At 70.7% G+C, this 20019-nt stretch carries 14 protein-coding genes and 1 pseudogene; 8 read left to right on the top strand and 7 right to left on the bottom strand.

Annotated features, from left to right (window positions below; all coding sequences use genetic code 11):
* Nucleotides 1-13 precede the first annotated feature (13 nt).
* The 7 genes and pseudogenes from BLQ49_RS25060 to bchF form a co-directional block, all read right to left on the bottom strand.
* Complete coding sequence (locus BLQ49_RS25060) at nucleotides 14-1441, bottom strand: BCD family MFS transporter (RefSeq protein WP_091721286.1); 1428 nt, start codon at nucleotides 1439-1441, stop codon at nucleotides 14-16.
* Nucleotides 1438-2340, bottom strand: a complete 903-nt coding sequence (bchM, locus tag BLQ49_RS25055; RefSeq protein WP_091721284.1) for a magnesium protoporphyrin IX methyltransferase — start codon at nucleotides 2338-2340, stop codon at nucleotides 1438-1440. The genes BLQ49_RS25060 and bchM overlap by 4 nt, the downstream gene beginning before the upstream one ends.
* The gene (gene bchL, locus BLQ49_RS25050) at nucleotides 2340-3233 is read right to left on the bottom strand and encodes a ferredoxin:protochlorophyllide reductase (ATP-dependent) iron-sulfur ATP-binding protein (protein ID WP_091721281.1); all 894 of its coding nucleotides are present in this window, start codon (nucleotides 3231-3233) and stop codon (nucleotides 2340-2342) included. Before bchL ends, bchM begins: the two co-directional genes overlap by 1 nt.
* Nucleotides 3230-6973 (bottom strand): magnesium chelatase subunit H, encoded by a 3744-nt coding sequence (locus tag BLQ49_RS25045; protein ID WP_091721277.1) that lies wholly within the window; start codon nucleotides 6971-6973, stop codon nucleotides 3230-3232. The genes bchL and BLQ49_RS25045 overlap by 4 nt, the downstream gene beginning before the upstream one ends.
* Nucleotides 6963-8555, bottom strand: coding sequence for a ferredoxin:protochlorophyllide reductase (ATP-dependent) subunit B (gene bchB / locus BLQ49_RS25040; RefSeq protein ID WP_091721275.1), 1593 nt, complete (start codon nucleotides 8553-8555; stop codon nucleotides 6963-6965). The genes BLQ49_RS25045 and bchB overlap by 11 nt, the downstream gene beginning before the upstream one ends.
* A gap of 4 nt (nucleotides 8556-8559) precedes the next feature.
* Complete coding sequence (locus BLQ49_RS25035; protein ID WP_091721271.1) at nucleotides 8560-9837, bottom strand: ferredoxin:protochlorophyllide reductase (ATP-dependent) subunit N; 1278 nt, start codon at nucleotides 9835-9837, stop codon at nucleotides 8560-8562.
* A 125-nt stretch (nucleotides 9838-9962) separates the two neighbouring features.
* A pseudogene (gene bchF / locus BLQ49_RS25030) lies at nucleotides 9963-10442 on the bottom strand (2-vinyl bacteriochlorophyllide hydratase); the annotation flags it as partial.
* A 326-nt stretch (nucleotides 10443-10768) separates the two neighbouring features.
* Here bchF and BLQ49_RS25025 point away from each other — a divergent pair.
* The 8 genes from BLQ49_RS25025 (at nucleotide 10769) to BLQ49_RS24990 (ending at nucleotide 19596) form a co-directional block, all read left to right on the top strand.
* Entirely contained in the window at nucleotides 10769-11656 is an 888-nt protein-coding gene (locus BLQ49_RS25025) for a cobalamin B12-binding domain-containing protein (protein WP_091721264.1), read from the top strand.
* 30 nt (nucleotides 11657-11686) lie between these two features.
* A complete protein-coding gene (gene ppsR / locus BLQ49_RS25020) occupies nucleotides 11687-13132 on the top strand; it encodes a transcriptional regulator PpsR (protein ID WP_091721262.1) in 1446 nt (481 codons plus the stop codon).
* Nucleotides 13133-13453: 321 nt separating this feature from the next.
* On the top strand, nucleotides 13454-14338 hold the full coding sequence (chlG, locus tag BLQ49_RS25015) for a chlorophyll synthase ChlG (protein WP_091721258.1): 885 nt from the start codon (nucleotides 13454-13456) through the stop codon (nucleotides 14336-14338).
* Between the two features lie 206 nt (nucleotides 14339-14544).
* Nucleotides 14545-15867: a BCD family MFS transporter gene (locus BLQ49_RS25010; RefSeq protein WP_091721255.1), complete on the top strand. Its 1323-nt coding sequence runs from the start codon at nucleotides 14545-14547 to the stop codon at nucleotides 15865-15867.
* Nucleotides 15868-15871: 4 nt separating this feature from the next.
* On the top strand, nucleotides 15872-17128 hold the full coding sequence (locus tag BLQ49_RS25005) for a geranylgeranyl diphosphate reductase (RefSeq protein WP_244507757.1): 1257 nt from the start codon (nucleotides 15872-15874) through the stop codon (nucleotides 17126-17128).
* Nucleotides 17125-17622, top strand: a complete 498-nt coding sequence (locus BLQ49_RS25000) for a TspO/MBR family protein (protein ID WP_091721250.1) — start codon at nucleotides 17125-17127, stop codon at nucleotides 17620-17622. The genes BLQ49_RS25005 and BLQ49_RS25000 overlap by 4 nt, the downstream gene beginning before the upstream one ends.
* Entirely contained in the window at nucleotides 17622-17981 is a 360-nt protein-coding gene (locus BLQ49_RS24995; RefSeq protein WP_167627782.1) for a hypothetical protein, read from the top strand. The genes BLQ49_RS25000 and BLQ49_RS24995 overlap by 1 nt, the downstream gene beginning before the upstream one ends.
* A 22-nt stretch (nucleotides 17982-18003) precedes the next feature.
* Complete coding sequence (locus tag BLQ49_RS24990; protein WP_091721247.1) at nucleotides 18004-19596, top strand: cytochrome c; 1593 nt, start codon at nucleotides 18004-18006, stop codon at nucleotides 19594-19596.
* The last annotated feature ends 423 nt before the right edge of the window (nucleotides 19597-20019 follow it).

Here is a 20019-nt window from a genome sequence, read left to right as displayed (position 1 = left end):
AACTCCCCGTGTCTCAGGCCGTCCGGCCGGCAAGATCGCCGCCGAGCCGGAGTTGTGTCTCTGCCCGCGCGTCCTCTCGCACCAGCGGCCCCAGGGCGAGGAGGGCCGCGAACAGGAGGGCGATCTCGATGTGGTAGACGATGAGGTAGCCGATGGCGGGCTCGTTCATGCCCTCGCCGAGCACGCCCGACTGGGCGATGGCGCCGCCGACATCGCGCACGAGGCCGCTCGCGGCGATCGACAGGCCGGCCGCGGTCGCCTGCACCGCGCCCCAGGCGCCAAGGGCGAGGCCGGTATCCTCGGGGCCGGCGCGGTTCATCGAGGCGGTGAGCGTGCCGTGGGCGAACAGGCCGCCGCCGAGGCCGATCAGGCTGACGCCTGCTGCGAACAGATCGGCCGAGGCGAGAGGTGCTGCGAACACCACCGCCGAGAAGGCCAGGATGCCGATCCCGACGCCGACCGCCGACACACGGAACGGGTCGCCGCCGCGGTTGAGCCAGCGGGCCGCGATCAGCAGGCCGAGCGCGCCGCCGGCGGCGAGCAGCGCGGTGAGCGCCGTCGTCGCTCCCACGGAGAGGTGAAGGATCTGGCCGCCATAGGGCTCGAGCAGGATGTCCTGCATCGAGAAGCCGGCCGTGCCGAGCCCAATCGCCACGAGCCGGCGCCGGGCGGTGCCCTGCCCGGCATAGGCCCGCCAGGAGGCGCGGAAGTCGCGCTGCGGCACGTCGCGGCCCCGATTGGGATCGCGCGGCTCCTGCTTCCACAGGGCGAAGCCGTTGAGGATGATGGTGAGCAAGGCGGCGCCCTGGATCACCTGAATCAGCCGCACCGGCGAGAAATGCGCGAGGAACAGGCCGAAGAGTACGGCGCTCGCCATCATGCCGAACAGGAGCGCCGCGCAGAGCAAAGCCACCACCTTCGGCCGGGCATGCGCGGGGGCGAGGTCGGTGGCGAGCGCCAGCCCCACGGTCTGGGTCGTGTGAAGCCCTGCGCCGACCAGCAGGAAGGCGAGCGCCGCCGCGAGGTCGCCGACCCAGAGCGGCCCCGTCGTGTCGCCCGACAGGATCAGCAGGGCGAACGGCATGATCGCCAGCCCGCCGAACTGGAGCAGCGTGCCGAACCAGATATAGGGCACCCGCCGCCAGCCCAGCACTGAGCGGTGCGTGTCGGACCGGAAGCCGACCAGCGCCCGCAGGGGGGCGAAGACCAGCGGCAGCGCCAGCATCATCGCGACGATCCAGGCCGGGACGCCGAGTTCGACGATCATCACGCGGTTGAGCGTGCCGATGAGCAGCACCGCCGCCATGCCGACGGTGACCTGGAACAGGGCGAGGCGGAGCAGACGGCCCAGCGGCAGCTCGACGGTGGCGGCATCCGCGAAGGGAAGCACCGCGGGGCCGAGGCGCATCAGGGCGGTGGTGAGTTTTTTGGATGCGGTCATGATCGCACCCCCGTCCCCGATGGGCTCCCTCCCCCCTCTGCGGGGGAGGGAGGCCCCTGCGTCAGCAGGGGTCGGGAGAGGGGAGCGCCGGTGCAGGAACCGGCGCGGCCTTCATGAAGGCTCTCGCCACTTCCGGGAGCCGTGTTCCCCTCTCCCCCCCTGCTGCGCAGGGTACCCTCCCCCGCAGAGGGGGGAGGGAGGGTTCGCGTGAGCGCCACCGCGTTCGAGAGATAGAACCCGCTGTTAATCCGATGGCTCTGCGCCCAGGCGAAGCCGTCGAGGGCGCGTTCGGACGAAATGCGCCGCCGCAGCCCGCCCTCGGTCACCGGCACGATCGCCGGCGAGCGATCGCCGCGCGGAAAGAACTTTCCAGCCGCGTGCATCAGCGTCAGCAACGCCGTGCGCGGGGCCACGGTGAACAGCACCGAGCCGTCCGTGCGCGCACCTAGAACCGCCAGCGCCCGGGCGATGTCGGCGGCGCGGTAATGGATCAGCGAATCCATCGCCACCACGTGGTCGAACTGGCCGAGCCCGGGATCGAGCATGTCGCCCACCCGGAACTCGATGCGTCCGGCCCCGGGGATCGCCGGCAGCCGCTCCTGCGCCAGCCCGATCAGCGTCGGCGAGACGTCGATCGCCACCACCTCAGCGCCGCGCCGCGCCGCCTGGACGCTGAGCGCCCCGGTGCCGCAGCCGGCGTCGAGCAGGCGCAGGCCCGTCATGTCGGCCGGCAACCAGGAGAGCAGCGTCGCCCGCATGGCGTCGCGCCCGGCCCGCACGGTGGCGCGGATCCGGCTGACCGGGGCGTCCGAGGTCAGGCGCGACCACGCCTCGACCGCGGTGCGGTCGAAATAGGTGGTGAGCTCGCCCCGGCGGGCGTCGTAGCTGGCGCTGGCCATCAATCGAATCCCAGAAACTCGAACAGGTCGCGGTCCTTCATGGGGATCGCCTCGCAAGCGTCGCCCCCGGCCCAGAGGGTCTCGGCGAGCCGCATGTACTCGGCGGTCACGGCGTCGAGTTCCGGCGAGGACTCCATCTCGAACAGGGTCGACTTCTTGAGCCGCGAGCGGCGGACCACGTCGAGATCCGGGAAATGGGCGAGCCGCTTCAGGCCGACCGCATCGTTGAACCGGTCGATCTCGTCGGTCTTGGCCGAGCGGTTGGCGATGACGCCGCCGAGGCGCACGCCGTAATTCTTCGACTTGGCGTGGATCGCCGCGACGATCCGGTTCATGGCGAAGATCGAGTCGAAGTCGTTGGCGGTGACGATCAGCGCCCGGTCGGCATGCTGGAGCGGCGAGGCGAAGCCGCCGCAGACCACGTCGCCCAACACGTCGAAGACGACGACGTCGGTGTCCTCCAGAAGGTGATGCTCCTTGAGGAGCTTCACCGTCTGGCCGACCACGTAGCCGCCGCAGCCGGTACCGGCGGGCGGGCCGCCGGCCTCGACGCACATCACGCCGTTGTAGCCCTCAACCACGAAATCCTCGACGCGCAGCTCCTCCGAGTGGAAGTTCACCGCCTCCAGGGCGTCGATCACCGTGGGGGCGAGGCGTTTGGTCAGCGTGAAGGTCGAGTCGTGCTTCGGGTCGCAGCCGATCTGCAGCACCCGCTTGCCGAGCTTCGAGAAGGCCACCGACAGGTTCGACGAAGTGGTGGACTTGCCGATCCCGCCCTTGCCGTAGACCGCGAAGACCTTGGCGGTCTCGATTCTGAGATCGGGATCGAGGGCGACCTGAAGACTGCCCTCCTCCTTCCGGGCGACGACCGGATTGCGGATTGCGATGTTCATGCGGCCACTCCTGCGGTGACGCCTTCCAGGCGGTCTTCCAGTTCCTCCTCGGCCCGATCGAGGGCGTCGCGCATCGCTGCGTCGGGAGTCCAGAAGCCGCGGCGGTGCGCTTCGATCAGCCGTTGGGCGACCTTGGCGGAGGCGGTGGGGTTCAGGGACGCCATGCGCTCGCGCATGGCGGGGTCGAGGACGTAGGTCTCGGTGATCCGCTCGTAGATCCAGGGCTGGACCGCGTTGGCGGTGGCCGACCAGCCGACCGTGTTGGTCAGGTGGGTCTCGATCTGGCGCACGCCCTCGTAGCCGTGGCCGAGCAGGCCCTCATACCATTTCGGGTTGAGCATCCGGGTGCGCGTCTCCAGCGCAACCTGCTCCTCCAGGGAGCGGACGTGCCCCTCCCCGCGGGTCTGGTCGCTGATGTAGATCGGAACCGACTCGCCTTTGGCCCGGGCGACCGCCCGGCCCATGCCGCCGAGCCCGTCGAAGTAGTGATCGACCGAGGTGACGCCGACCTCGACCGAGTCGAGGTTCTGGTAGGCCATGTCGACGGAGGCCAGCACCGCCTGCATCAGCGCCCGCTGCGGCGCCGGCCGGCCGGTGCGGCCGTAGGCGAAGCTCTTGCGGCGGGAGAAGGTCTCGCAGAGTTCCGCGTCGTCGTCCCAGTTGCCCGAGTCGACGAGGTGGTTGACGTTGGCGCCGTAGGCGCCCTCGGCGTTGGAGAAGACCCGGAGCGCCGCGGTTTCGAGGTCGCAGCCCTGCTCGGCCTGGATCGCCAGGGCGTGCTTCCGGACGTAGTTCTGCTCCAGGGGTTCGTCGGCGGTGGCGGCCAGGAAGGAAGCTTCCGCCAGGAGCTTGGTCTGGAGCGGCAGCAGATCCCGAAAGATGCCGGAGAGGGTCACAACCGCGTCGATCCGCGGGCGGCCGAGGGTGTCCAGCGGGATCAGCTCCGCACCGCTCAAGCGTCCGTAGCCGTCGAAGCGGGGCGCGGCGCCGATCAGCGCCAGCGCCTGGGCGATCGGGCCGCCCTCGCTCTTGAGGTTGTCGGTGCCCCAGAGGACCAGGGCCACGCTCTCCGGGCAGGGCTTTCCGTCCGCGGCGAAGCGGTCGAGGATCCGGGCGACCTGCCGGGCGCCGTCGGCAACCGCGAAGGCCGAGGGCAGGCGGTAGGGGTCGAAGCCGTGGAGGTTGCGGCCGGTCGGCAGGATCGCGGGGTTGCGCAGGAGGTCGCCGCCGGCCACCGGCGGCACGAAGCGGCCGTCGAGCGCCCGCAGCAGGGCGGGAACCTCGTGGTCGCGGGCGAGCAGGCGGTCGGTCTCGGCAAGGCTCGTAAAGGCAGCGCGCGCGGTCTCGTCGGCGGGCAGGCCGGAGGCCTTGAGCGCCGCCTCGATCCCCTGCCCGGCCACCAGGGCTTCGATCCCGGCCCGCTCGGGCCGCATGCCGTGGGCGGATTCGGCGAGTGCCAGCAGCAGATCGACCCGCTCCTCCTCCGGCGTCCCCTGACCGACCACGTGCAGCCCATGCGGGATCAGGGTCTGTTCCAGCTCCTGCAAGGCAATCCAGAGCCTGGAGACATGCGCCCCGTAATCGCCGGTCCAGGCCGGATCGGCCGCCACGAGATCGACCGCTGCGCCCTGGTCCTGGATCAGGCGCGCCAGCGTCTCCCGCTCGCCCCCCGCCTCGGGGCCGAGGCCGCGCCAGCGCTCGATCGAACTCTTCAAGTCGAGCAGCCCGCGATAGAGCCCGGCCGCCGCGAGGCTCGGGGTCAGGTAGCTCACGAGCGTCGCGGCCGAGCGGCGCTTGGCGAGCGTCCCCTCGGACGGGTTGTTGGCCGCGTAGAGGTAGACGTTGGGCAGCGCCCCAATCAGCCGCTCCGGCCAGCAGGCCTCGGACAGGCCGGTCTGCTTGCCGGGCATGAATTCGAGCGCCCCGTGGGTGCCGAAATGCAGCACGGCGTCGGCGGAAAAATCCTCGCGCAGGTAGCGGTAGAAGGCCGAGAACGCGTGGGTCGGTGCGAAGCCGCGCTCGAACAACAGCCGCATCGGGTCGCCCTCGTAGCCGAAGGCGGGCTGGACCCCGACGAAGACGTTGCCGAACTGGGCGCCGAGGACAAAAATCTCGCCGCCGTTGGTCTGGTGGCGGCCCGGTGCCGGGCCCCACTGGGCCTCGATCTCGGCGAGGTAGGTCTCGCGCCGCAGGTGATCCTCGGCCGGGATGCGGGCGTGGACGTTGGCCTGGGTGCCGTAGCGCTTGGCGTTGCCCTCCAGGATTGTTTCGCGCAGGGCGTCGATGCTCTCCGGTACTTCGACCGTGTACCCGTCGGCCGCCAGACCCTTCAGCGTGTTGAGGAGCGAGGCGTAGACCGACAGGAACGCGGCCGTGCCGGTGGCGCCGGCGTTGGGCGGGAAGTTGAACAGCACCACGGCGAGCTTCCGCTCAGGCCTCGCGGTCCGGCGGAGCGAGACCAACCGCGCGACCCGCTCGGCGAGGCGGGCGGCCCGCTCGGGATGCACCCGCATATCCCGGGCGTTGTCGGCGCCGGAATTGGCGGAGCGGCCGCCGAACACCATCGGGGCGGTGGCGCCGTCGAGTTCGGGAATCGCGACCATCATGGTCGCCTCGACCGGCGACAGGCCGCGGTCGCCCGCCTCCCACTGCTCGATCGTCTGGAATTCCAGCGCCTGGGCGGCGAGGTAGGGCAGGTCGAGCCGGGCGAGCATCGCCTCGGCGGCGGCAGCGTCGTTGTAGGCGGGGCCGCCGACCAGCGAGAAGCCGGTGAGCGACACGAGCGCGTCGATGCAGGCGCGACCGTCCTTCATGAAGAAGGCCTCCACCGCCGGGCGGTTGTCGAGGCCGCTGGCGAAGGCCGGCACCACGTCGAGGCCCTGCGCCTCCAGGGCCGCGATGACGCCGTCGTAATGGGCGGTGTTGCCGGCGAGCACGTAGCTGCGCATCACCAGCAGCCCGACGCGGCCCTTCGCGCCCGCTTGGTGCGGCAGCCGCGACGGGTCGGCGCCGATCCGGCCCGGCAGGCGCGGGTGGTAGAGACCGGTCTCGGGGTAGTCGAGGGGCGCGGGTGCCGCCGGACCCTCGCGCCAAGCCGTCCGCTCGCCGGCCGCGTAGCGGTGCACAAGGAAGCGCACCAGCGCGGCGACGTTCTCGTCGGACCCTGCGAGCCAGTATTGCAGCGTGAGAAAATAGGCGCGCACGTCCTGGGCCGAGCCCGGGATGAAGCGCAGGATCTTCGGCAGCTTGCGCACCAGGGCCATCTGCCGGCCGGCATTGCCCTGCTGGCCGGGCTTGCCGCGCAGTTTTTTGAGGAAGTCGAGGGCGCTGCGCTTGGTGCCGCTCATGTCGAAGCGGCCGAGCTTCGTGGTCTTCACCACCTCGCCGGCCGAGAGGCAGCCGACCATCGCGTCGCAGCCGTCCCGCCGGGCCGCCAGCGCCGGCAGGATCGCCCGGACATGCTCGTCCATGAACAGCATGGCCGAGAGCACGATGTCGGCCTGCGCGATGTCGGCCCGGCAGGCCTCCAGGGTTGCGGGATCGTTCTCCCACTCGGCGGCCGCGTGGAAGCCCAGAACCAGCCCGGGCATCTCGGACCGGAGGCGCAGGCGCGCGCGTTCCACCGCGCTCGCCAAGTGATTGTCGAGCGTGACGATGACGACGCGGATCGGCGGCCGGCGCCGCGCGGCCTCCGCCTTCGACGAGCCGGCCGCGCCGGCGGGAAGCGCCCTAGCGGCCATAATGCGCCTTCGCATCGTAGAGGGTTTCGACGGTGATGAGCGGCAGGTGCCGGTCCCGGGCGAAGGTCTCGGTGTTGGTGCGCGCCTTGCCCCGCACGAAGAACGGGATTTTTTTCAATTCCCTCTCGGCCTCGGGCGACCAAGTCGCTGCGCGGTCCAGTAGAATCGGAACGGGCGCCGGTGTCGGAGGGTGGTCGGCCGGCGCCCGTTCCGTGGCCTCGGACGCCCCGTCCGCCGGAGCCCCGAAGGACTTGCCGCCGAGATGCGAGGGGCCGACGCCGTCGTGGAATTCGGGATCCTCCCGGAACATGCCGAGGAGGTGCTCTTCGAGGCCCATCATCAGCGGATGGACCAGGGTGTCGAACAGGACGTTGGCGCCCTCGAAGCCCATCTGCGGGGCGTAGCGGGCCGGGAAATCCTGGACGTGGACCGGAGCCGAGATCACCGCGCAGGGGATGCCGAGCCGCTTGGCGACGTGGCGCTCCATCTGGGTGCCGAGGACGAGTTCCGGTGCAGCCGCGCGGATCGCCGCCTCGACATCGAGGTAATCGTCGGTGATCAGCGCCTCGATGCCGTGCAGGGCGGCCTCGGCGCGGACCTCGCGGGCGAATTCGCGGCCGTAGGTCCCGAGGCCCACGACGGTGAAGCCGAGTTCCTTCGCCGCCACCCGGGCGACGCCGATCGCGTGGGTGGCGTCCCCGAACACGAAGACGCGCTTGGCCGTGAGATAGGTCGAGTCGACCGAGCGGGAGTACCAGGGCAGGCGCGAACCGGGGCCGTCGAGGACAGGTGCCGAATCGATCCCGGCGAGCGCCGCCACCTCCTCGACGAAGCGGCGCGTACCACCGACGCCGATCGGGATGGTTTGCGTGAACGACTGCCCGAAATTCTTCTTGAGATACTCCGCGGCCGACCGGGCGGTCTCGGGATACAGCACGACGTTGAAGTCGGCGTCCTTCAGTCGGCCGAGATCGGCGGGCGTGGCCCCCAGCGGCGCCACGATGTTCACCGCGATGCCGAGGGTGTCGAGCAGCCGGCGGATCTCGATCAGGTCGTCCCGGTGGCGGAAGCCCAGGGCCGTCGGCCCCAGGATGTTGCAGAGCGGGCGAGAGCCCGGCTCCCGCGCGGGGCGCGGGGCCGGCGGCCCGGCGAGCGCCCGCACGAGGCGATAAAAAGTCTCCGCCGCGCCCCAGTTCTCCTTCTTCTGGTAGGCGGGCAACTCCAGCGGGATCACCGGGATCGGCAGGTCGAGGGCCTTGGCGAGGCCGCCCGGGTCGTCCTGGATCAGCTCGGCGGTGCAGGAGGCGCCGACGATCATCGCCTGCGGCTGGAACCGTTCATGGGCGGCCGAGACCGCCTGCTTGAACAGTTCGGCGGTGTCGCGTCCGAGATCCTGGGCGCGGAAGGTCGTGTAGGTGACGGGCGGGCGTGCGTCCCGCCGCTCGATCATCGTGAACAGCAGGTCGGCGTAGGTGTCGCCCTGCGGCGCGTGCAGCACGTAGTGCAGCCCGGACATCGCCGTGGCGACGCGCATCGCGCCGATATGCGGGGGGCCCTCGTAGGTCCAGAGGGTGAGCTGCATGGTGCTACACCTCCAGCAGGGCGCGGCGCCGGAGCGGGCGCACGAACAGCTCGGCGAGGTCGCCGGCCTGCTCGTAGCCCTGCACGGGCGTGAACAGCAGCTCGATCGACCACTTGGTCGATAGCCCCTCCGCCTCCAGCGGGTTGGCGAGCCCGAGTCCGCAGATTGTCAGGTCCGGCCGGGCCGCCCGGCAGCGGTCCATCTGGTCGTCGAGGCTCTGGCCCTCCGTCACCCGCGTGCCCGCGGGGAGCCATTCGATCTCGGCGGCGAGATGAGCCCGATGGAGGTAGGGCGTCCCGACTTCCACGAGCTCCGCGCCGAGTTCCCGAGCGAGGAAACGGGCGAGCGGCACCTCCAATTGCGAATCGGGGAAGAAGAACACCCGCTTGCCGCCGAGTTTTTCGCGATGGGGCGCCAGGGCGGTCTCGGCGCGGGCGCGGCCCGGGGCGATCGCGGCCTCGAAGGCCAAGGCCGAGACGCCGAACGCCTCAGCGGCCGCAAATAGCCAGCCGGTGGTGCCCTCGGCGCCGAGGGGGAACGGAGCCGCGAGCCGGCGGGCGCCGCGCTCGTCAAGGGCGCGGGCGGTCTCGGTCAGGAAGGGCTGGGCCAGCAGATAGCGGGTGTTGCGGCCGACCGCCGGCATCCCGCCGGCCCGGCGGGCGGGCAGGAACCGGACATCCGCGATGCCCATCGCGGAAAACATCCGCAGGAACTGGTCCTCGACCACGTCGGCCAACGCGCCGACGATCAGGAGCGCCGGCGTGCTCGTCTCGGCTTCGCGGGGCAGGTCGGGCACCAGGGCCGCGAGGCAGGCATCCTCGCCCTGCGTGAACGTCGTCTCGATGCCGGAGCCCGAGTAGTTCAGCACCCGCACCGGGTTCAGGCGGCTCGACAGGCGCTGGGCCGCCCGGGACAGGTCGAGCTTGATCACCTCGGACGGGCAGGAGCCCACCAGGAATAGGAGCTTGATGTCCGGCCGGCGTTCGATCAGCCGGGTCACCACCCGGTCGAGTTCCTCGTTGGCATCGGCGAGGCCGGCGAGGTCGCGCTCGTCGATGATCGCGGTGGCGAAGCGCGGTTCGGCGAAGATCATCACGCCGGCGGCCGACTGGATCAGGTGCGCGCAGGTGCGCGAGCCGACCACGAGGAAGAACGCATCCTGGATCTTCCGATGTAGCCAGACGATGCCGGTGAGCCCGCAGAACACGGCCCGCTGGCCCTGCTCCTGATGCAGGTCGATGCCCCCGCAGGGGGCGGCCGAGCGCGGGAGCGGCGCGTTCATGACAGCGCCCCCGCGAGGCGCGGTTTGGATCCGTTTCCGATCGTGTTGCGATCGGAAACGGATCCAAACCTTTGTTGTGACGCGCTCTCTTGCGCCGAACCGGCGTCCACTTCGGCGGAGAGCGCTCTCGCCGGCCCGGATCCCTGAAGGCGGGCCGCCCGCAGCTTCAGCACGAACTGGCCGGCATTGACCACGTAGGTTGCGTAGGCCGCGAGCGCGAGGACGAGGAGCGCTTCGCTCCTGAGGGCGCCGGTGGCCAGCGCTGCGAGGTAGGCCGTGTGCAGGGCCAGCACCAGCATGCTGACCACGTCCTCCCAGAAGAAGGCCGGGGCGAACAGGAAGCGGCCGAACACCGCCTTCTCCCAGATCGAGCCTGTGATCATGATCGCGTAGAGCGCCAGCGTCTTCACCACGACCGAGGCCTCGGCGGCGGCAAAGCCTGCACCGGTCGCCAGGGCGCGCAGCACCAGGACGAGGCTCACGAGGAAGATCGCGAATTGCAGCGGGGCCAGCACGCCCTGCACCAGCGTCCATCGCGACGTGTCGCGCCGGTGCCGTTCGGCCTGCGTGTAGAGCGGTCGTGCCGGCCGGTCCGCGGGACCCATGCATCCGCTCCCCTGATCTCGGCGGTGCCGGGGGCCACGCCGTTGGCAGAGGCTAGGTCGCCGGTCCCGGAAGTGTCAAGTGCGCTTGACGCTTTCCGAGCCTGACACTGACCTGTGATGTTTTTCTTGGTCTTAGATCATTGCCAAGATCGTCAAGAAGCGTATCGTCAGGCGCGACACAGACAGGCCGCTGACCGGCCCTCGACTTGGCATATTGAGTCCCGAGTCAGACAAAGCCGAAGAATAGACGGGCGAGTAATCCCGCACCCGAAGGCGTGAGCGGAGCCGCTGGTTCCTTAGGCCAGGGCCGTTTCAGGAGGGTGCCGATGGGACACTGGAGGCATTTCGGCAAGCGTCTGGAATTGGCCGCGACAGGCTGCGGCGCGGTGAGCGAGGTCCCCCCGACCTTCCACGACGCGTCCCTGACTTGGTCCGACCCGCTGCGGCCGTTGCCCGACGCCCTCACCCGCGTGATCGAAGGCGAGATCCTGCCACGCCTGATGCTGGCCCACCGTCCGGGTGCCGGCCGCCGGGCGCCGGCTGACCGGCCGGTGACGCCGCAGGAGATCGCCGCCTTCAGCGCCCTCCTCCTGGCCCCCGGACCGATGGATCTTGAGGTCGAGATCGCGACGTTGCGGGACGGCGGACTACCCCTGGCGCGGCTGCTCCTCGACCTGCTTGCCCCGGCGGCGCGGCATCTCGGCGCCCTGTGGGAGGAGGATGCCTGCGATTTCCTGGCCGTGACCGAGGGCCTGGGGCGGCTGCAGGCGATCAGCCGGCACCTCTGCCTTGAGCTGGAGAGCGAATCAGCGCCAATCGGCGGGCGGAGCGTATTGCTCCTGCCCTGTCCCGGCGAGACGCACCGTTTCGGCCTCTCGATCGTCGCGAGCTTCTTCCGGGAGGCCGGCTGGGACGTGACCACGGCGGTGCCGGCGCCCGACCTCGATCCCCTCGCCCTGCTGGCGACCGACTGGTTCGAGGTGGTCGGCCTGTCGCTCTCCGCCGACGTTCTTCTGCCGGTCTTGTCGGAGACGGTCGCCGAGGTGCGGCGCGCCTCCCGAAATCCGGGGATCCGCGTGCTGGTCGGAGGGCCTTACTTCACGCGCCACGGCGGTGAGGCGGGCATTGTCGGGGCCGACGCCTGCGCGCTCGATGCGTGTTTAGCGCCTGCCGCCGCGGAAGCTTTGCTGGACAGACGGGCATTGGCCTGTTGAAAGGGTCGTCATCCACCCCATCACATCACGGTGATCGTGTCGCTTCAGCCGCACCCCATCCCCCCGGGACAACCCGCGGTGCTGGACCAGGTGGCCGGCCACCTCGATGGCGAGGCGGTCGGGCGCATTGTCGCGGCATCTGCCGATCTCTCGCTTGTGATCGATGCTGACGGCGTGATCCGCGACGCCTCGATCGGCACCGATCTTGAGGCAGAGAACATCCCCGGCTGGCTGGGCCGGCGCTGGGTCGACACCGTAACGGTCGAGAGCCGGCCGAAGGTCGATGCCCTGCTGCGCGACGCCCGACCGCAGGGCATCACCCGCTGGCGCCAGGTCAACCACCCCTCCCCCAGCGGCATCGACCTGCCGATCCGCTACGCCTCGATCCGCCCGGCCGAGGGCGGCCCGATCCTCGTGCTCGGGCGCGATATGCGGGCGGTGGCCGGCCTCCAGCGCCGCCTGATGGAGACCCAGCAGGCGCTGGAGCGGGATTACGAGCGGCTGCGCGCGGTCGAGACCCGCTATCGCCTCCTGTTCCAGATCTCCGGCGAGCCGGTGCTGGTGGTCGATGCCGGGACGCGGCGGGTGGCCGAGGCGAACCCGGCCGCTGCGCGGCTGCTCGGGCGCCCCGCCAAGCGGGTCGCCGGCCAAGATGTGGTCGAGCTGTTCGACGCCGGTAGCACACGGGCCCTGGAGGCGCAGTTCGCCGCCCTGCGGGCGACCGGACAGGCCGGGGAGATCCGGGCCGCCCTGCCACACGGGCGCGGCGAGGTCACCGTCGCGGTCTCGCTGTTCCGGGGCGAGGGGGGCGCCAGCGCGCTGATGCGGCTCGTGGTCGATACGGCGCCCGCCGAGGCCGGACCCGGCCAGGATGTGCCGACCCAGGCGGTGATCGAGGCGATGCCCGAGGGGTTCGTGGTCACCGATTCGAGCCGGCGGGTCCTGACCGCGAACGCTGCTTTCCTGGAACTGGCCCAGCTCGCCACCGAGGGGCAGGTCCGCGGACGGACTGTGGATCATTGGCTCGGTCGCGACGAGACCGAGGCGCAGGCCCTGTTCGCGACGCTCAGTGATCACGGCGCGGTGCGGCGCTTCGCGACCGTCATCCGGGGCGCCTATGGCGGCGTGGAGGACGTGGAGGTCGCGGCGGTCTCGGTGGCGGGCGCCCGCCCCTGCCTGGGTTTCGCGATCCGTCCGGCCCCGCGCCGGATCCCCGAGGGCCGATTCGGCGGTGGGCGGGAAGTGCCGCGCTCGGTGGAGCAGATGGCTGAGCTGGTCGGTCGGGTCTCGATGAAGACGCTGGTCCGCGAGACGACCGACCTGATCGAGAAATTGTGTATCGAGGCGGCCCTGCGGATCACCCGGGACAACCGGGCCTCGGCCGCCGAGATGCTGGGTCTCAGCCGGCAAGGCCTCTACGCCAAGATGCGCCGCTACGGCGTCGGCGATCTGGATGGGCCGATCGAGGCGGAGTGACCGGAGCCGGCCCGTATCCCCGACGACACGGCAGAATACCGGGCAAGTTCACCGGCAAATCCACCGGCAACTAAATCGGGTCACACATCGGATGGGCCGGGCGCACGCTTCGGCGCGCGCGGGGCCGCGTTCCGAGGCTGAGACCTCGGGCCTAGCTGTACGCGGCCGAGCCCGGAGACGGCTTAGGATACCCGCGCTGGTCCGGTATTGGATATTGTATTTTCATCCAGGGGATGTATTCGGCCGACAAGGGTCGCGCGCACTCCGCCGCACGCTGTAAATCCAGCTTGACACTCTGGCGGGTCCCGGTAGCCTTCCACCATGACCGCTACGCCCGCCCCGAGCGCAGTCATCGAGCTGCTGAAGCCGCTGACGTGGTTCGCGCCGATGTGGGCGTTCGCCTGCGGGGTAATCTCCTCGGGCCAGCCGGCCAGCGGGCAATGGCCGGTGATCGCCGCCGGGGTCCTGCTGGCCGGGCCACTGGTCTGCGCCACCAGCCAGGCCGCCAACGATTGGTTCGACCGGCACGTCGATGCGATCAACGAGCCGAACCGGCCGATTCCCTCCGGGCGGATCCCCGGCCGCTGGGGGCTCTACCTCGCGCTCGGTTGGACCGGGCTGTCCCTGGTGGTGGCTGCAGCCCTCGGACCCTGGATCCTCGGGGCCGCCCTGTTCGGGCTGGCGCTCGCCTGGATCTATTCGGCGCCCCCGGTGCGGCTGAAGCGGAACGGCTGGTGGGGCAACGCCGCGGTGGCGCTCTGCTACGAGGGGCTGCCCTGGTTCACCGGCGCCGCCGTGATGGCCGCCGCCCTGCCCGACCGGCGGGTTCTGCTTGTGGCGCTGCTCTACGCGGCCGGCGCCCACGGGATCATGACCCTCAACGATTTCAAGTCGGTCGAGGGCGACCGGCGCATGGGGCTGCTGTCGCTGCCGGTGCAGATGGGCACCGAGCGCGCGGCGCGCTTCGCCTGCCAGGTCATGGCCCTGCCGCAGGTCGCGGTGATCGCGCTGCTCGTCGGCTGGGGGCGCTACGGACATGCCGCCATCGTGGCGGCGCTGCTCGCCGGCCAGCTCGTCCTGATGGTCCGGTTCCTCGAAAATCCCCGGGAGCGGGCGATCTGGTACAACGGCACCGGCACCACCCTCTACGTCCTCGGCATGCTGGTCGCCGCCTTTGCGCTGCGGCCGCTGGTGGGAGGGGCGTGATGGGGGCTGAGATCAGACCGGGTCTGACAGGCACCCTCCCTCCCCCCTCTGCGGGGGAGGGTACCCTGCGGAGCAGGGGGGGAGAGGGGCAGCGCGACGGTTCAGGTTATGACACCCGTCGCGCGCTCTCCGCAAACCGCGCTCCCCTCTCCCGACCCCTGCTGACGCAGGGGCCACCCTCCCCCGCAGAGGGGGGAGGGAGATCCGTGGAGGTCGATGGCCTCGGCTGGCCCCAGATCGTCCGCCTCGGCCTCGTCCAGACCGCGCTCGGCAGCGTCGTGGTGTTGATGACCGCCACCCTCAACCGGGTGATGGTGGTGGAGCTGGCGCTGCCCGCCTTCGTGCCCGGCCTGCTGGTCGCCCTGCACTACGCCGTTCAGGTGCTGCGCCCGCGCTGGGGCTACGGCTCCGACCGAAGCGGCCGGCGCACCGCCTGGATCCTCGGCGGCATGGCGGCCCTGTGCCTCGGCGGCTTCGGGGCGGCCTGTGGTACGGCGCTCGCCGCCACGCACCTTGCGCTGGGGCTGGCGCTCGCCGCCCTCTCCTTCCTCTGCGTCGGGATGGGCGTCGGCGCCGCCGGGACCTCGCTCCTCGTGCTGCTGGCCGGCGGCGTCGCCCCGGCCCGGCGGGGGGCGGCCGCCACGGTCGTCTGGGTGATGATGATCGTCGGCTTCGCGGTGACGGCCCCGCTCGCCGGCCATTTCCTCGATCCATTCTCCGGGATGCGGCTCGTCGCGGTGTCCGGCACGGTCTCGCTGACCGCCTTCTGCGTCGCCGCCCTCGCGGTCGCCGGTGTGGAGCGCCGCCTGCCGGCCCGCGCGCCCGAGGCCGCCGAGGCGCGGCGGCCGTTCTTCACCGTGCTGCACCATGTCCTGGCCGATCCGGTGGCCCGGACCTTCACGATCTTCGTCTTCGTCTCGATGCTGGCCTACAGCGCCCAGGAGCTGATCCTGGAGCCCTATGCGGGCCTCGTCTTCGCGATGAGTCCGGGCGCGACCACGAAGCTCGCCGGGCTCCAGCACGGCGGTGTGCTGGCCGGCATGCTGCTGGTGGCGGCGGTGACGCTCGCGGCCCGCGGCACCCCCCTCGCCTCCCTGCGGCTCTGGATCGGGATCGGCTGCGCCGGCTCGGCGGCGGCGCTCTTCACCCTGGCGAGCGGCGCGGCCGCCGGCTCGAACTTCCCCCTGCGGGCGACGGTCTTCGCCCTCGGGGTGGCCAACGGCGCCTACGCGGTCGCGGCGATCGGCTCGATGATGGCGCTCGCCGGACGCGGCGACGCGCGCGAGCGCGGCACCCGCATGGGCGTCTGGGGCGCCGCACAGGGCATCGCTTTCGGGGCCGGCGGCTTCCTCGGGGCGGTCGCGGTGGACGCGATGCGGCTCGTGACGGCCGAGCCGGTCCAGGCCTACGCGGCGGTGTTCGCCGCGGAAGGCGTGCTGTTCCTGGTCGCGGTCGCCCTGGCGGCGCGGCTCGAATCGTCTCCGGCACCGGGCCCGGTATCGCTCGATCCTGCCTTCAGCGCGAGGTGAGGCCATGGCTCGGTTGGAAACGGCTCGGTTGGAAACGGCTCGGGTGGATGATGGACGCGGCGGCGAGCGGACCTACGACGTCGTCGTGGTCGGCGGCGGCCCCGCCGGCGCCACGGCGGCGACCGATCTCGCCCGGGCAGGCCATACGGTGCTGCTCCTCGACAAGCCCGGCCGGATCAAGCCCTGCGGCGGCGCGATCCCGCCCCGGCTGATCCGCGATTTCGCCATCCCCGATGCCCTTCTGGTCGCAAAGATCCGCTCCGCCCGGATGGTGGCGCCGAGCGGCAAGGCGGTCGACATGCCGGTGGGCGAGGGCTTCGTCGGCATGGTCGACCGCGAGCAGTTCGACCCCTGGCTGCGCACCCGCGCGGAACAGGCCGGCGCCGAGCTGCGCGAGGGCAGTTTCGAGACGATGTCCCGTCCGGATGACGGCCTGCCCCGCGTCCACTTCAGCACCGGCGCGGGCGAGGCCCTCGCCCGCCACGCCGTCCGGGCGCGCCTCGTCATCGGGGCCGATGGCGCCTGCTCACCGGTCGGCCGGGCCGAGGTGCCGGGCCACGCCAAGATGCGGCAGGTCTTCGCCTATCACGAGATCCTGCGGGTGCCGCAGGCCGGCGCCCCCGGGGCCGAATCGGTCGAGGCGAGCCGCTGTGATGTCTACTACCAGGGCCGCCACTCGCCGGATTTCTACAGCTGGATCTTCCCGCACGGCGACACGCTGAGCATCGGCACCGGCAGCGCGAAGAAGGGCTTCTCGCTGCGCTCCTCGATCCGGGCCCTGCGCGTGGCGACCGGCCTCGATCAGGCCGAGACCGTGCGGCGCGAGGGCGCCCCGCTGCCCCTCAAGCCCCTGAAGCGCTGGGACAACGGCCGCGACGTGCTGCTGGCGGGCGATGCCGCCGGCGTCGTCGCCCCGGCCTCCGGCGAGGGCATCTACTACGCGATGCTGGGCGGACGCCTCTCCGCCGAGGCGGCCGCCGCCTTCCTGAAGACCGGCGACGCCAGAGCCCTCGCCCAGGCCCGCAAAGCCTTCATGAAGCTCCACGGGCGCGTGTTCTGGATCCTCGGGATGATGCAGTGGGTCTGGTACCGCAGCGACGGGTTGCGCGAGCGCTTCGTCTCGATCTGCCGCGACAAGGACGTGCAGCAGCTCACCTGGGACAGCTACATGAACAAGGAGCTGGTCCGGGCGAAGCCCGCCGCCCACGCCCGGATCTTCTTCAAGGACCTCGCCCACCTGTTCCGCTGGGTCTCGCCATGACGCTCCTCGGTTCCGGTTGGGGGGCGCCCGCCGTTGCGGCCGTTGCGGCCCTGCTGGTGGCCTTGGCCGGCGGTCTCGCGACCCGGACGGATGCGTGGTACCGGCGCCTGCGCGTCCCGGCCTGGAAGCCGCCGGACTGGGCCTTCGGGCCGGTCTGGACCGTCATCTTTCTGCTCACCACCATCGCCGCCGTGATGGTCTGGAACGCCGATCCCGATCCCGCCGCCCGGGGCGTGCTGCTGGCCGCCTACGCGGTGAACGGGCTGCTCAACATCGCCTGGAGCGTGCTGTTCTTCCGGTTCCGCCGTCCCGATTGGGCGCTCGCCGAGGTTGCCGCCCTGTGGCTGTCGATCGCCGTGCTGGTCCTGGTCGCGGGCCGCGTCTCCGTGACGGCCGGGCTCCTGAACCTGCCCTATCTGGCCTGGGTCAGCGTCGCCGCCTGCCTGAACCTGCGGATCGTGCGCCTCAACGCGCCCTTCGGGGAGCCGGCGTGATGGAGGGCTCGATCGCGTCCTGGTTCGCCTCCGGCCGGATCATCGACGCGATTTTGCTGCTCGTCGCCGGCGAAGCGCTCGTCCTGGCCTGGATCGGCCGCCGCAAGGGGCTGCCGCTGCCGTCCCTGCTGGCCAATCTCGCCTCCGGGGCCGCGCTGATGCTGGCCCTGCGGGCGGCCCTCGTCGGGGCCGGTTGGATCGCGGTCGCCGGGTGGATGCTCGCCGGGCTTGTCGCCCATCTGGCCGATCTCAACCTCCGATTTCGGGCGGCCACGGCACAACGCCGCAGCCGGACCTGGGCCGGAACAACGCCGCAAACGGCCGCGTTCACGCGCGTCAGCCGCTTGAAACAACTCTAAAGTCCACCTGGGAGAGGATGCCATGAAGCGCACGAATGCCCTCCCCTCGGGATGGGCCTCCGCCTCGCTGCTGACGGCCATGGTTCTGGCGGGTCCTGCCCTGGCGCAGGATGGGTTGTCCGACGCGATCGAGCGCGGCAAGTACCTCGTCACCATGGGTGATTGCGCGGCCTGCCACACGGCGCCGGGCGGCAAGTACCTCGCCGGCAATTACGCGCTGGCCATGCCTTTCGGCGTGATCATGACCCCCAACCTGACCCCCGATAAGGAAACCGGGTTGGGCAATTGGAACTACGACGATTTCGAGAAGGCCTTCCGGCACGGCTACAGCAAGAACGTCGGCTACCTCTATCCCGCCTTCCCGTTCGGCTGGTTCACCAAGGTCACCGACGATGACACCAAGGCGATCTGGGCCTACCTGCAATCGGTCCCGGCGGTGAACGAGAAGCGTCAGGAGAGCCAGATCCCGTTTCCGTTCAGCGTCCGTACGGCGCTGGTGACCTGGCGGACGGCGTTCTTCACCGAGGAGCGCTTCAAGCCCGATCCGAATGCCAGCGCCGAGGTCAACCGCGGCGCCTATCTCGTCGAAGGGCTGGGCCACTGCGCCATGTGCCACAACGAGAACAAGCTCGTGGGCAATTCGAGCTTCGCGGGCCGGTTCGGCGGCGGCGTGATCGACGGCTGGTACGCGCCCAACATCACGCCCGACGGCCACCAGGGTATCGGCGCCTGGACCGACGAGCAGGTGGTGACCTACCTCAAGACCGGCACCGCCCCGGGCGACCGACCGGGTGTCGCCGCCGGGCCGATGCGCCAGACCATCATGGAATCCCTCTCCAAGGTGAAGGAGGAGGATCTGAAGGCGATGGTCGCCTATCTGCGTACGGTTCCCGCCAAGCAGACCTACAAGCCGAAGGACCTTGCGGTCTTCGACACGGCCAATGCGCCCGGGGCCTCCACCTACCTGACCTATTGCTCCTCCTGCCACCAGCCCGACGGCAAGGGCATCGAGGGGGCGGTGCCCAACCTGGCGGGGAACACCTCGGTCATGTCGGATGGGCCCGAGACGGTGCTGCGGGTGATCTATGGCGGCCTCGCCGCTCAGAGCGGCCTCGCCCCGATGGTGGCGATCGGCCAGCAGATGACCGATGTCGAGGTGAAGAACGTCACCGATTACATCCGCAATTCCTGGGGCAACAAGGCGCCGCCGGTGACCGGCAACAAAGCCTCCGAAGCCCGGGCCGCGACCCGGACCATGCTGGCCGGCACCGCGCCCTGTGCCGAGATCGAGCAGGACAAGCTGAAGGCCGCCTTCGATCAGATCGGCGTGCAGAATACCCTCAAGGGCCTGAAGCAGCAGGACTTCGTGCCGACGCTGGTCCGGCTGGTCCCACAGATCAAGGGCGCCGCGACGGGGGCCAACGACGACGACGTGGTCAACGCCCTGACGACCGCGTTCTGCAAGGTCGGGCGTGACGATCCGCAATATGCCAGCCCGAGTTGGCCGGCGGTGATCGGCACCTTTGCCAACGTCGCCTACAGCCAGGTGAAGAACCCGGAGAAGCAGGCGGTGAACGTGCCCACGGCCATCACGCCGCCGACGCAGAAGCCTTGAGGCGGAGGGCGGCGCGGGTCAGGCCCCGCGCCCCGGCCAGCGTCGTCCACCCGGCGCCGCGGTGGTTCAATAGATCGTTGATCGGCTCTTCGAAGGCGGGCGATCGCGTTTAGGCCGGCGTTCGAAGACTTTTTGGCCGCGCTCCGCTCCCGGATCGATTTCGAGGAGAGAGGCGATGGGGCCGCGGCGTCGGCCGAGGGCGCGCGGAGGCCGCGACCATGTCGCCATCCGTCCGGCGACCGAGGGGCAGCCAACCCGTCGATGGAGTAAGAGCGTCGCGTTCGATACCAGGACGGGTCTGTCCCAAGCTGTCCCTCCGGCAACCGGCCATTGATTTCGAGCCTCGCACCTGCGCTCGGTGATGCGGGATCGCCTTCGCCATGGGCGGGCATCGGTGGCGGTCAGAGGCAGGACGGCTTGCTC

The sequence above is a fragment of the Methylobacterium phyllostachyos genome, assembly GCF_900103445.1.
GTDB lineage: Bacteria > Pseudomonadota > Alphaproteobacteria > Rhizobiales > Beijerinckiaceae > Methylobacterium > Methylobacterium phyllostachyos.
This window is presented reverse-complemented; position numbering and strand designations above follow the sequence as displayed.

Excerpts from the sequence above, each read along its gene's own strand:
- bchL (WP_091721281.1), bottom strand. The coding sequence starts at position 3,233 with ATGAACATCGCAATCCGCAATCCGGTCGTCGCCCGGAAGGAGGAGGGC.
- BLQ49_RS25035 (WP_091721271.1), bottom strand. The coding sequence starts at position 9,837 with ATGAACGCGCCGCTCCCGCGCTCGGCCGCCCCCTGCGGGGGCATCGAC.
- BLQ49_RS25000 (WP_091721250.1), top strand. The coding sequence starts at position 17,125 with ATGACGCTCCTCGGTTCCGGTTGGGGGGCGCCCGCCGTTGCGGCCGTT.
- BLQ49_RS25025 (WP_091721264.1), top strand. The coding sequence starts at position 10,769 with ATGGGACACTGGAGGCATTTCGGCAAGCGTCTGGAATTGGCCGCGACA.
- bchM (WP_091721284.1), bottom strand. The coding sequence starts at position 2,340 with ATGGCCAGCGCCAGCTACGACGCCCGCCGGGGCGAGCTCACCACCTAT.
- BLQ49_RS25005 (WP_244507757.1), top strand. The coding sequence starts at position 15,872 with ATGGCTCGGTTGGAAACGGCTCGGTTGGAAACGGCTCGGGTGGATGAT.
- BLQ49_RS25060 (WP_091721286.1), bottom strand. The coding sequence starts at position 1,441 with ATGACCGCATCCAAAAAACTCACCACCGCCCTGATGCGCCTCGGCCCC.
- BLQ49_RS25045 (WP_091721277.1), bottom strand. The coding sequence starts at position 6,973 with ATGGCCGCTAGGGCGCTTCCCGCCGGCGCGGCCGGCTCGTCGAAGGCG.
- BLQ49_RS24995 (WP_167627782.1), top strand. The coding sequence starts at position 17,622 with ATGGAGGGCTCGATCGCGTCCTGGTTCGCCTCCGGCCGGATCATCGAC.
- bchB (WP_091721275.1), bottom strand. The coding sequence starts at position 8,555 with ATGCAGCTCACCCTCTGGACCTACGAGGGCCCCCCGCATATCGGCGCG.
- BLQ49_RS24990 (WP_091721247.1), top strand. The coding sequence starts at position 18,004 with ATGAAGCGCACGAATGCCCTCCCCTCGGGATGGGCCTCCGCCTCGCTG.
- chlG (WP_091721258.1), top strand. The coding sequence starts at position 13,454 with ATGACCGCTACGCCCGCCCCGAGCGCAGTCATCGAGCTGCTGAAGCCG.